The following is a 12,865-nucleotide window of genomic DNA, read 5'->3' as shown; positions in this document are numbered from 1 at the left end:
TCCGCCCCTATGCGTAGCGCATTAACCCCAGGGGCAAACAATGAACCATGATATCCCACTGAAATATTTTGATATTGCCGATGAGTACGCGACCGAATGCGCCAAACCTGTCGCAGAAGATGAACGCACGCCACTGGCCCACTACTTCCAGTTACTGCTCACCCGTTTGATGAACAATGAAGAGATCAGCGAAGAAGCCCAGCATGATATGGCCGCTGAAGCAGGAATTAACCCCGTACGCATTGATGAAATCGCAGAGTTTTTGAATCAATGGGGTAATGAGTAACCATTTAATTACGGACGCTCGGTCAGTATTGTTGGCCGGAGAAGGCTTTCTCGCCGCATCCGGTTAAAAACGTGCCGCACTTTGTCAGCAATCTCAAGCCAGCGGTAACGAGTTTATCAGGTTCGCGCCGCCCTGCTCCTCGCTAAGTTGTTCTGTGAGTTATAGTTATAGAGAAATCACGGGTACGAATGTTGAACAGATGGCGACACATCCAGTGCGACGACCAACCACCTGGCCCTCATTATTACCCCTGAAAACAAACGGTAATGGCAAATGTCATTAAATATTAGTAAGATAGCCTCTTTACATAAAATCCCTTAATATTATGCGCCAGGTATTATCGTCTCTTTTGGTGATTGCTGGACTTGTAAGTGGTCAGGCAAAAGCCGCGCCTGAACCCACCCCGCATGCTGATATCCGCGACAGCGGTTTTGTCTATTGCGTCAGCGGGCAAGTCAACACCTTTAACCCATCCAAAGCGAGCAGTGGGTTAATTGTCGATACCCTTGCCGCCCAGTTTTATGATCGACTGCTGGATGTCGATCCCTATACCTATCGCCTGATGCCGGAACTTGCCGAAAGCTGGGAAGTGCTCGACAACGGCGCGACCTATCGCTTCCACCTGCGTCGCGATGTCCCGTTTCAAAAAACCGCCTGGTTTACTCCCTCTCGCAAAATGAATGCCGATGATGTGGTGTTTACCTTCCAACGGATTTTTGACCGCAACAACCCGTGGCATAACGTCAACGGTAGTAACTTCCCCTATTTCGACAGTCTGCAATTTGCCGATAACGTTAAAAGCGTCCGCAAGCTGGATAATCATACTGTTGAGTTCCGTCTCGCCCAGCCGGATGCTTCTTTTTTGTGGCACCTTGCGACCCATTATGCGTCGGTAATGTCTGCTGAATATGGGCAGAAATTAGAGAAAGAAGATCGCCAGGAGCTACTCGACCGTCAGCCGGTCGGCACCGGGCCGTATAAACTGTCGGAAAATCGCACGGGGCAATATATTCGCTTACAACGTCATGATGATTTCTGGCGTGGCAAACCTTTGATGCCACAGGTGGTGGTGGATTTAGGTTCCGGCGGTACAGGACGGTTGTCGAAACTCCTGACCGGTGAATGTGACGTCCTGGCCTGGCCTGCCGCCAGCCAGTTATCCATTTTGCGCGACGACCCGCGTTTGCGTTTAACGCTGCGTCCGGGGATGAACGTCGCCTATCTGGCGTTTAACACCGCTAAACCGCCGCTAAATAATCCGGCGGTCCGCCATGCGCTGGCACTGGCAATCAATAACCAGCGCCTGATGCAATCCATCTATTATGGTACGGCTGAAACTGCGGCCTCTATTTTACCGCGCGCCTCGTGGGCTTATGACAACGAGGCTAAAATTACTGAATACAACCCAGCGAAATCGCGCGAACAACTGAAAGCCCTGGGGCTGGAAAACTTAACGCTGAAACTGTGGGTGCCAACGCGATCGCAGGCATGGAACCCCAGTCCGCTGAAAACCGCCGAACTGATTCAGGCGGATATGGCGCAGGTTGGCGTGAAAGTGGTGATTGTGCCGGTAGAAGGTCGTTTTCAGGAGGCGCGGTTGATGGATATGAGTCATGATCTGACGTTAGCCGGTTGGGCGACGGACAGTAACGACCCGGACAGTTTCTTCCGTCCGTTACTCAGCTGCGCGGCTATTCACTCGCAAACCAACCTTGCACACTGGTGTGATCCGAAATTCGACAGCGTGTTGCGTAAGGCCCTCTCCTCGCAGCAACTGGCGGCGCGTATTGAAGCCTATGATGAAGCACAAAGCATTCTGGCGGAGGAACTGCCCATTCTGCCGCTGGCCTCATCACTGCGCTTGCAAGCCTACCGTTACGATATTAAAGGTCTGGTACTGAGCCCGTTCGGTAACGCCTCCTTCGCGGGGGTGTATCGTGAGAAGCAAGAAGAGGTGAAAAAACCATGATTATCTTCACCTTACGTCGTATTTTGTTATTAATCGTCACCTTATTCCTGCTGACCTTCGTTGGCTTCAGTTTGAGCTATTTCACTCCACACGCGCCGTTACAAGGCGCGTCACTGTGGAATGCCTGGGTGTTCTGGTTTAACGGACTGATCCACTGGGATTTTGGTGTTTCCAGCATTAACGGGCAGCCTATTGCCGAACAGTTAAAAGAAGTCTTTCCGGCAACGATGGAGTTGTGCATCCTCGCCTTCGGTTTTGCACTGATTGTCGGGATCCCGGTGGGCATGATTGCCGGAATTACTCGCCATAAGTGGCAGGATAACTTGATCAACGCCATCGCGTTGCTGGGTTTTTCCATCCCGGTTTTCTGGCTCGCGTTACTGCTGACGCTGTTTTGTTCGCTGACGTTGGGCTGGCTGCCCGTTTCAGGGCGTTTCGATCTGCTCTACGAAGTGAAACCGATTACCGGTTTTGCGCTGATTGACGCCTGGCTTTCGGACTCGCCGTGGCGGGATGAAATGATCATGAGTGCACTTCGCCATATGGTGCTGCCAGTCATTACCTTGTCGGTTGCGCCAACGACCGAAGTGATCCGACTGATGCGTATCAGCACCATCGAAGTCTATGACCAGAACTATGTAAAAGCAGCAGCGACCCGTGGTTTGTCACGCTTAACTATTTTGCGTCGCCACGTACTGCATAACGCGTTGCCGCCAGTGATTCCACGTCTGGGTTTACAGTTTTCCACTATGCTGACGCTGGCGATGATCACCGAAATGGTGTTTAGCTGGCCAGGATTGGGGCGCTGGTTAATTAACGCCATCCGCCAACAAGATTATGCCGCCATTTCCGCCGGAGTAATGGTGTGCGGTTCATTGGTCATTATTATTAACGTGATATCTGATATTTTGGGTGCCATGGCTAACCCTCTGAAACATAAGGAATGGTATGCCTTACGATAGCGTATACAGCGAGAAGCGCCCGCCGGGCACGCTGCGTACTGCCTGGCGCAAATTCTATGGAGACGCCTCTGCGATGGTCGGCCTGTACGGCTGCGCGGGGCTTGCGGTGCTGTGTATTTTTGGTAGCTGGTTTGCGCCTTACGGCATCGACCAGCAATTTCTTGGTTATCAATTGTTGCCGCCGTCATGGTCACGCTATGGCGAAGTCTCTTTCTTCCTGGGGACCGACGACCTGGGACGCGACGTTTTAAGTCGTTTATTGAGTGGAGCAGCACCTACCGTGGGGGGCGCATTTGTGGTGACGCTTGCCGCGACGATCTGTGGTCTGGTACTTGGCACCTTCGCCGGTGCAACGCACGGTCTACGGTCAGCGGTGCTAAACCATATTCTGGATACTTTGTTGGCGATTCCGTCCCTACTGTTGGCAATTATCGTAGTGGCATTTGCCGGACCGAGTTTGTCGCATGCCATGTTTGCCGTCTGGCTGGCGCTACTGCCGCGTATGGTGCGTTCGATTTACAGCATGGTGCATGACGAACTGGAAAAAGAGTACGTTATCGCCGCCCGTCTGGATGGCGCATCAACACTGAATATTCTCTGGTTTGCTGTTTTACCTAATATCACTGCCGGACTGGTCACCGAGATCACTCGTGCACTATCAATGGCAATTCTTGACATTGCCGCGCTGGGCTTTCTTGACCTCGGCGCGCAACTGCCTTCGCCTGAATGGGGGGCGATGCTTGGTGATGCTCTGGAACTGATTTATGTCGCCCCGTGGACCGTCATGCTGCCTGGTGCGGCAATTATGATCAGCGTGTTGTTGGTTAACCTCCTTGGTGATGGTGTGCGTCGTGCAATTATTGCGGGGGTGGAATAATGCCATTATTGGATATTCGTAACCTGACCATTGAGTTTAAAACCGGTGATGAGTGGGTTAAAGCCGTCGACCGCGTGAGTATGACCTTAAACGAAGGTGAAATTCGCGGACTTGTTGGCGAATCCGGCTCCGGCAAAAGTTTGATTGCGAAAGCGATTTGTGGGGTTAATAAAGATAACTGGCGTGTTACCGCTGACCGAATGCGTTTTGATGATATCGATTTGCTGCGTCTTTCCGCACGCGAACGGCGCAAACTGGTTGGACACAACGTGTCGATGATCTTTCAGGAACCGCAATCGTGTCTTGATCCATCGGAACGTGTCGGTCGTCAGTTGATGCAGAACATCCCAGCCTGGACCTATAAAGGCCGTTGGTGGCAACGTTTTGGCTGGCGAAAACGTCGCGCCATTGAGTTGTTACACCGCGTGGGGATTAAAGATCATAAAGATGCGATGCGCAGTTTCCCGTACGAGTTGACCGAAGGTGAATGCCAGAAAGTGATGATTGCCATCGCACTGGCGAATCAACCGCGTCTGCTGATTGCTGACGAGCCGACCAACTCGATGGAGCCTACTACCCAGGCGCAAATATTTCGCCTGCTGACGCGTTTGAATCAAAACAGCAACACCACTATTTTGCTTATTAGTCATGACTTACAAATGCTTAGTCAATGGGCGGACAAAATCAACGTGCTTTACTGCGGACAAACAGTGGAAACCGCGCCGAGTAAGGAGCTAGTGACGATGCCGCATCATCCTTACACCCAGGCGCTGATCCGCGCGATACCGGATTTCGGCAGCGCAATGCCGCATAAAAGTCGCCTCAATACTTTGCCGGGCGCCATCCCGCTGCTGGAACAGTTACCGATTGGGTGTCGTCTTGGGCCGCGTTGCCCGTATGCACAACGAGAATGCATTGTGACGCCGCGCCTGACGGGGGCGAAAAATCATCTCTATGCCTGTCATTTCCCGCTGAACATGGAGAAAGAGTGAGATGATAGAAACTCTGCTCGAAGTGCGTAATTTAAGCAAAACGTTCCGCTACAGGACCGGCTGGTTTCGCCGCCAGACAGTAGAAGCGGTAAAACCATTGAGCTTTACGCTGCGTGAACGCCAGACGTTGGCGATTATTGGTGAGAACGGTTCCGGTAAATCGACGCTGGCAAAGATGCTGGCAGGAATGATTGAGCCAACCAGCGGTGAGTTATTGATTGACGATCATCCGCTGCATTTTGGCGATTACTCCTTCCGAAGCCAGCGTATTCGCATGATATTTCAGGATCCGTCCACCTCGTTGAATCCGCGTCAACGTATTTCGCAGATCCTTGATTTTCCACTGCGTTTGAACACAGACCTGGAACCGGAACAGCGCCGGAAACAGATAATTGAAACAATGCGTATGGTCGGTCTGCTACCGGATCACGTCAGCTACTATCCGCATATGTTGGCACCCGGGCAAAAACAGCGTCTGGGGCTGGCGCGAGCGCTGATATTGCGCCCAAAAGTTATTATTGCCGATGAAGCCCTCGCCTCGCTGGATATGTCGATGCGTTCGCAGCTAATTAACCTGATGCTGGAGTTACAAGAGAAACAGGGTATTTCTTATATTTATGTTACCCAGCATATCGGGATGATGAAGCACATCAGCGACCAGGTTCTGGTGATGCATCAGGGCGAGGTCGTCGAACGTGGTAGTACTGCGGATGTGTTAGCGTCGCCGCTGCATGAACTCACCAAACGGCTTATTTCCGGCCACTTTGGCGAAGCGTTGACGGCGGATGCGTGGCGTAAAGATCGTTAATGTTCGGCGCCTCATTCTGACAGGGGAAATCCCCGTCAGAATGAGGCATTCATTAAGCCATTACTTCTGATTGCCGATTCTGGTGAGTGCTACCAGCAATGCCAGCGTGTAACACACCGTAATCGCCAGGCTCATTTTTAACAGCGTTTCCCCTCCAAATCCCGACAATGGCGCGGCTATACCGCCAAAAACAAACATGCTCATCCCCATCAGCGCAGACGCCGTTCCTGATTCTTGTGTCCCTACCGCACTCATTGCCTCTGCCCCACCAACAGTGCCTATGCCACTACAAAATGCGATGGTGAAAAATAATGCCACCAGCGCCGGAATAGGTAACTGCAACCATGCACACAAGACAGTGAGCGATGCACACAAAATCGCCGCTACCAGGCCGCCTCTCAACAATTTCATTGTGTTAATCCGTCGGGCCAGCCGTGAGAAGATCCATGAAGCGATGATAAGTCCGATACCGTTAAGGCCAAACACCAGGCTGAATTGCATTGGGCTAAAGCCAAACTCTTTCTGTAATACGAAAGATGAAGAGCCGATGTACGCAAACAAGCCTGCCAGCATAAAACTTTGAATCAGGCAAAAGCGCATAAAACGGCGGTTCTGCACCACACTTCGTCCGGTTAATAGCAATGATGATCCCCTTTTATTTTCTGGCAACGTCTCATTGATAAACAACAGGCACCCCAACAACAGTACGATGCTGATTCCTGCCATCACCCAGAATAAAATACGCCAGTCAAAAGTACTGACAATGTAACCACCCAACACTGGCGACAACACCGGAGCCAGGCCATTCACCGTCATTAACAACGCAAAGAACTGGGTCAGCGTTACCCCCTGATATTTGTCACGAGCAATAGAACGGGAGAGCACCGAACCACCTGCCCCCGCGATCCCCTGAATAAAACGCCAGACTACCAGCCAGTAAATATTGTTAGTTGTCGCACACAAAATGGAGGAGGCAATAAACAATAGCAACGACAATATTAACGGGCGTTTACGCCCTATTTTGTCGCTCAGAGGGCCAAATAACAGTTGCCCGACGCCAAGACCGATCAGTGACGCGGTCAGCGTTAATTGCGTTATAGTCGTGGTTGTCGCCAGTTGCTCCGACATTTCAGGTAATGCGGGCAAATAAAGGTCGGTACACATCGGGCCGATACCGGCTAAAAGACCAAGAATCAATGCCCATGAAAGAGAAACTCTAGCCATACTATTCCTTACTTGAGTGATGACATGCCGCCGCCCAGCGACTGCCAGAGTGTTACCCGATTTGTGAAATCAGTCAGTTGCAGTGCCAGTAGCTCCTGCTGCGCGCTCCACAAGCTGCGTTGTGCCGTCAACACGGTCAGGTAATCACCGACGCCGGCTTGATAGCGACGCAGGCCAATATCGACCGTTTGTTGTTCAGCTTTGACATACTGACGCTGCGCATCCAGTTGTTCTTCAAGCGTGTCCCGTCGAGCCAGTGCGTTAGCGACATCTTTAAACGCGCTTTGAACGGTTTTCTCATAGGTGGCAATAAGCCCACGCTTTTGCGCTTCTGCGTAACGAAGCTGCGCCAGATTACTGCCGCCGGTGAACAGCGGTAATGTTACCGATGGCGCAAATGACCAGACCTGCATTCCGTGGCTGAACAGCGACGATAATGCGTCACTGCCGACGCCAGCACTTGCAGTCAGCGAAATAGTCGGAAAAAAGTTAGCCCGCGCGGCGCCAATATCCGCATTGGCGCTCTTCAGATTATGTTCTGCCTCCTGAATATCCGGGCGACGCAGCAAAACTTCAGATGACACTCCCGCAGGAACCAGGCTTATCATCTGTTCCGGCAGGCTTTCCAGTGTTTCCGGTAGCAGATTTTCTGCCAGTGTTGTGCCAGCCAGTAAGTTCAGAGCATTTTTATCCTGCATCACTTGCGTCTGATAGCTGGCAACGCTGGCGCGCGCCTGCTGATAGACACTCATCGCCTCACTGACATCTGTCGCTGCCGCCGTGCCAACCTGCTGCTGGCGCTGGATAATTTTCAATGAGTTCTCTGCACTGACCATCGTTTCTTTTGCCAGGGCCAGGTTGCTGTTATCAGCCGCCAGAGTCAGCCAGGCGGTGCTGATTTCGGCAATCAGCGTTAAGCGAGTGTTTTGGGCTGTAAATTCGCTGGCAAGCCAGGTTTCCCGCGCCGCCCGTGACAAACTCCGATTACGACCAAACAGATCTAACGTAAAGCTGGACACCGCGCCATCTGCCTCGGCAGCGGTTCCCGTGCCATTCGCCAGCGAACGGCTGCGGGTCGAGCTTAAGGCCGCATTTACCGTCGGGAATAACGACGCATTAGTTTGCCCATATAGCGCCCGTGCTGAGTCAATATCAGCAATCGCTTTTTGCACATCGCGGTTACTGTTCAGTGCAATGGTCACCACCTGCTGCAATCGGGGATCGTGGATCACCTGTTGCCAGTCCTGGCTGATTGCTTTCCCCTGCCCCTGTGTTCCCGGCAAGGTCGCAGGGATTGGGGATTCAGGCGTGCTGTAGTGGGGATCGAGCGAGACACATCCCGCACTCAACAGCACCAGAAAAATAAGAGAACGACGCAACATAACTTACTCCTGACGGCACGGTTTACCGGCAAACAAACGTTTAACCAGGACAAAAAACAGAGGAACGAAGAAGATGGCCAGTAATGTAGCGGTCAGCGTACCGCCAATAATGCCCGTACCAATGGCGATGCGGCTGTTCGCACCTGCGCCGGTTGCCATCGCCAGCGGCATGACCCCCGCAATAAACGCCAGCGAGGTCATGATGATAGGGCGTAAACGGGTCTGCGCCGCGCGTAATGCCGCCCGGCTCAGGGAATAGCCCTCAGCCACCGCCGCTTCAGCAAATTCCACAATCAGAATGGCGTTTTTCGACGACAAACCGATGGTGGTTAATAGCGCCACCTGGAAGTAAACGTCGTTGTTTAAATTACGCATCCAGGCCGCCAGCGCCGCACCGAGTAGCCCCAGCGGGATCACCAGAATGACCGAGAACGGGACTGACCAGCTTTCGTACAGTGCTGCAAGGCAGAGGAAAACCACCAGAATAGAGACCGCATACAGACTCAGTGCCTGACCGCTGGCCAGTTTCTCCTGCAATGACAAGCCACTCCAGGCCCAGGTTGTTCCTGCCGGAAGGTTGTTTGCCAGAGCTTCCATTTTTGCCATCGCGTCGCCAGAACTAAAACCGCTCGCGTTTTCCCCCTGAATTTCATAAGCCGCAGAACCGTTGTAGCGCACCAGTTTTTCCGGACCATAGATCCAACGCGTAGTGGCAAAAGCAGAGAACGGCGTCATGGCGTTATCGCTCCCGCGCACAAACCATTTCCCTAAGTCTGACGGCGCAGAACGAAACTCACTGTCGCCCTGAATGTAGACTTTTTTCACACGGCCACGGTCAATAAAGTCATTCACATAAGTACCGCCCCACGCGCTGGCCAGCGTGTCGGTGACATCGCTTAAGCTCAAACCCAGCGATACGGCTTTATTGTTATCAATATCTACCTGCAATTGCGGCATTTGTGGCAGATCATTGGCACGTACAGAAATCAGCTCAGGGCTTTGATTAGCCTGTTCAATCAACTGATTACGCATTTGAAGTAAGGTTTCGCGGTCAGTCGCACCACTTGCCATTAATTCAAACGTAAAGCCATTGCTATGCCCCAGACCATCAACCGCAGGCGGTGTCATGGCAAATACCGTAGCATCACGAATTGCTCCCAACTCTTTGGTTGCCCGTAAGGCAATGGCCTGGGCGGTATTTTCAGCGCCTTTACGTTGTGACCAGTTTTTCAACGAAACAAACGCCATCCCGGTGTTCTGTCCGCTACCACTGAAACTAAAACCATCAACGGTAAAAATGACATCGGTGTTTGCTTTTTCGTTTACCAGGAACCAGTCAACAATCTGACGATTTACTTCTGCTGTACGAGCGGCAGTCGCTCCGGCTGGCAGCGTGTACTGCACCATGATTTCGCCCTGGTCTTCAGTGGGTAAGAAACTGCCCGGCAGTTTCCACATCATCAAAGCCATTCCACCGCCCAGCACGACATAGACACCCATAGCCCGCACCGCCCGACGCAAAACATAAAGGACGCCATGCTGATACTTTTCTTCAGTGCGACGGTAAAAACGGTTAAATGCACCGAAGAAGCCTTTTTTATGCGGTTGGACATGCTGGAGGACAGAACCACAAAGCGCAGGAGTCAGCGTTAATGCGACCACCACGGAAAGCAGCATTGCGGAGATAATAGTTATCGAAAACTGACGATAAATTACCCCAGTAGATCCCCCAAAGAACGCCATTGGCAGAAATACGGCAGACAGCACCAGAGCAATAGCAACCAGTGCGCCAGAAATTTCGCCCATTGATTTTTCCGTGGCTTCACGCGCAGGCAGTCCTTCGTCGCGCATAATACGTTCGACGTTCTCCACCACCACAATGGCATCGTCCACCAGCAAGCCAATCGCCAGCACCATTGCAAACAAGGTCAGGGTATTAATCGAATAACCAAACAACGCAAGGACGCCAAACGTCCCCAGCAAAACGACCGGCACGGCTAACGCCGGGATCAGCGTAGCGCGCAGGTTTTGCAGGAATAAATACATTACGCAAACCACCAGTACGATGGCTTCAAACAGCGTCTGAATTACGTCCTCTACGGAGATTTTAATAAATTCAGTGCTGTCTTTCGGGTAAGCAATGTCGTATCCCTGTGGCATATTGCGCTGAAATTCTGCGATTTTATCCTTTACCAGCGTCGCCGTGTTTAACGCATTCGCCCCCGGAGAGAGCATCACGGCAACCCCTGCTGCCGGATGACCGTTCAACTTACTGATGGCGTTATAATCTTCGCTACCCATCTCAACGCGAGCCACATCTTTGATGCGAACAACTGCGCCGTCTGACTGGCTTTTAACAATGATATTTTTAAATTGCTCAACGGTTTGCAGACGTGACTGAGCACGAACTGTTGCCGTCAATTGTTGCGTGTTCGATGACGGTAAAGCACCTATTTTCCCGGCAGTAACCTGCACGTTTTGCGCTTCAATTGCACTTTGTACATCTGATGGCATCAGCGAGTATGAGGCCAGTTTGGCGGGGTCAAGCCAGATGCGCATAGCATATTCAGCCCCAAATACTTGCAGACTACCTACACCTTCAACACGCGCCAGCGGGTCCTGAAGATTACTCACCAGCCAGTCAGCGATATCGGAACTGGTCGCTTTATCGGTAGTGTCATACACGGCAGCAATCAGCAAAAAGTTGCTTTGTGATTTCTCCACTGTGACGCCGGTTTGCTGCACTTCGCTCGGTAAACGTGACTCCGCCTGCTGTATTTTATTTTGTACCTGCACCTGCGCGGTATCAGGGTCCGTGCCTTGTTCAAACGTCACGTTAATACTGACTGAGCCATCCGAACTACTGGTGGAGCTGAAGTAGAGCAAATTATCCAGCCCGGTAAGTTGCTGCTCGATAACCTGAGTTACGCTGTTTTCCAGCGTTTCGGCAGAAGCTCCGGTATAAGTGGCTGAGATTCTAATGGTCGGCGGTGCAACGTCAGGATATTGCGCGACGGGTAATGTGCGAATAGCCAAAATACCCGCCAACATAATCAAGATGGCGATCACCCAGGCAAAGACGGGTCTGCGAACAAAAAAGCGCGAAAACATCAGGCGTTGCCTCCATTAGCCTGAACCTCAACGGCCCTGACGGTCTGCCCTGAAGTCACTCTGGAGGAACCTTCGACAATCAGCCGATCACCGCTGTGCAGACCGTTCAACACCAGCCATTTATCACCATAAGTTTCTCCCGTTTCGAGCGTGCGCTGCTCTACTTTATTGTCTTTATTCACCACCAGCGCAGTTGCATTGCCTTTAGCATCGCGCGTGACGCCCTGTTGAGGCGCGAGAATAGCGTCTTCCATCACGCCTTCATCGACACGAGCGCGAACAAACATGCCTGGTAATAACTGCTGTTGTGGATTAGGGAAAATCGCCCGTAATGTCACCGAGCCGGTAGACTCATCCACAGCGACTTCGGTGAGTTCCAGACGCCCTTTTTCGCTGTAGGTTGTGCCATCTTCCAGAATAAGTGAGACGCTCATGGTGTCACTGTTGGTCGCCAGTGACTGTTTGCGCAGACGTAATAAATCGACACTGGAACGAGTGAGGTCGACATACATTGTATCCAGACCACGAATAGTCGTTAACGCCGTATCCTGCGACGCGGTCACCAGTGCGCCAGGCGTCACCGACGAAATGCCAATACGCCCCGAAATCGGCGCGGTCACCGTGGTCCAGTCAAGATTAATGCGGGCAGTTTCCAGTGCGGCTTTTTTCGCCTCTACACTGGCTTTATCTTGTGCACAGGTAGACTGAGCATCATCAGCATCCTGTTGTGACACACCGTTATCTTTCACCAGTCGGGCATAACGCTGCGCTTTCTGGCAATCGGCTTTTACCAGTGCCTGTGCCTGTTGTAACGCAGCACGAGCTTCATTCATTGCCGCCCGATAACTGGCCGAATCAATCTGGTAAAGCGGCTGTCCGGCCTTGACCAGATCGCCTTCCTTAAAAAAACGTTTCTGGATAATTCCCCCAACCTGCGGACGCACTTCAGCACTGAGCGCAGCACTGGTGCGTCCGGTTAATTCACTAACGACCGAAACCGGTTGAGATTTGAGCGTAACAACGCCCACTTCTGTTTCCGACGGGGATGAATTGTTATTTTGCGTATTATCACAACCAGATAAGAGCAGCATTGCCACTACAGACGTTGCTATATACTTCATTATTTTCTCCAGGGTGAACAATACCCTCCTCATTAAAATTAATGAGGATATGTCAGGGATATTCAGATACAACGAACCCGCATCGCGAAATAAATTTCGCAATGAAATAAGGGGGATTAATATCCCCCGTTAT

The 12,865-nt window shown here is 51.8% G+C and carries 10 protein-coding genes; 6 read left to right on the top strand and 4 right to left on the bottom strand.

The window, feature by feature from the left end:
• Nucleotides 1–40 precede the first annotated feature (40 nt).
• From H9644_RS09125 to sapF, 6 genes are all read left to right on the top strand, one after another.
• On the top strand, nucleotides 41–286 hold the full coding sequence (locus H9644_RS09125; protein WP_064527266.1) for a YmjA family protein: 246 nt from the start codon (nucleotides 41–43) through the stop codon (nucleotides 284–286).
• Nucleotides 287–611: 325 nt separating this feature from the next.
• Complete coding sequence (gene sapA / locus H9644_RS09120) at nucleotides 612–2,255, top strand: ABC transporter substrate-binding protein SapA (protein ID WP_191774245.1); 1,644 nt, start codon at nucleotides 612–614, stop codon at nucleotides 2,253–2,255.
• Nucleotides 2,252–3,217, top strand: coding sequence for a putrescine export ABC transporter permease SapB (gene sapB, locus H9644_RS09115; RefSeq protein ID WP_191774243.1), 966 nt, complete (start codon nucleotides 2,252–2,254; stop codon nucleotides 3,215–3,217). The genes sapA and sapB overlap by 4 nt, the downstream gene beginning before the upstream one ends.
• Nucleotides 3,204–4,094 (top strand): peptide ABC transporter permease SapC, encoded by an 891-nt coding sequence (sapC, locus tag H9644_RS09110; RefSeq protein WP_191774241.1) that lies wholly within the window; start codon nucleotides 3,204–3,206, stop codon nucleotides 4,092–4,094. Before sapB ends, sapC begins: the two co-directional genes overlap by 14 nt.
• A complete protein-coding gene (gene sapD, locus H9644_RS09105) occupies nucleotides 4,094–5,086 on the top strand; it encodes a peptide ABC transporter ATP-binding protein SapD (protein WP_001128852.1) in 993 nt (330 codons plus the stop codon). The genes sapC and sapD overlap by 1 nt, the downstream gene beginning before the upstream one ends.
• A 1-nt stretch (nucleotide 5,087) precedes the next feature.
• Nucleotides 5,088–5,894 carry a peptide ABC transporter ATP-binding protein SapF gene (gene sapF / locus H9644_RS09100; RefSeq protein WP_000573415.1) on the top strand — a complete coding sequence of 269 codons (807 nt, stop codon included), beginning with the start codon at nucleotides 5,088–5,090 and terminating at the stop codon, nucleotides 5,892–5,894.
• Between the two features lie 60 nt (nucleotides 5,895–5,954).
• Here the strand turns inward: sapF and H9644_RS09095 are convergent, their stop codons facing one another.
• From H9644_RS09095 to H9644_RS09080, 4 genes are read right to left on the bottom strand one after another with little or no spacing between them, the layout of a single operon-like run.
• Nucleotides 5,955–7,118: a multidrug effflux MFS transporter gene (locus H9644_RS09095; protein ID WP_064527255.1), complete on the bottom strand. Its 1,164-nt coding sequence runs from the start codon at nucleotides 7,116–7,118 to the stop codon at nucleotides 5,955–5,957.
• Between the two features lie 8 nt (nucleotides 7,119–7,126).
• On the bottom strand, nucleotides 7,127–8,500 hold the full coding sequence (locus H9644_RS09090; protein WP_191774239.1) for an efflux transporter outer membrane subunit: 1,374 nt from the start codon (nucleotides 8,498–8,500) through the stop codon (nucleotides 7,127–7,129).
• Between the two features lie 3 nt (nucleotides 8,501–8,503).
• Nucleotides 8,504–11,611 carry an efflux RND transporter permease subunit gene (locus H9644_RS09085; RefSeq protein WP_191774237.1) on the bottom strand — a complete coding sequence of 1,036 codons (3,108 nt, stop codon included), beginning with the start codon at nucleotides 11,609–11,611 and terminating at the stop codon, nucleotides 8,504–8,506.
• Nucleotides 11,611–12,732, bottom strand: a complete 1,122-nt coding sequence (locus H9644_RS09080; RefSeq protein ID WP_191774235.1) for an efflux RND transporter periplasmic adaptor subunit — start codon at nucleotides 12,730–12,732, stop codon at nucleotides 11,611–11,613. Before H9644_RS09080 ends, H9644_RS09085 begins: the two co-directional genes overlap by 1 nt.
• Between the last annotated feature and the right edge of the window lie 133 nt (nucleotides 12,733–12,865).

The organism is Escherichia whittamii, from assembly GCF_014836715.1.
Taxonomy (GTDB): domain Bacteria; phylum Pseudomonadota; class Gammaproteobacteria; order Enterobacterales; family Enterobacteriaceae; genus Escherichia; species Escherichia whittamii.
This window is presented reverse-complemented; position numbering and strand designations above follow the sequence as displayed.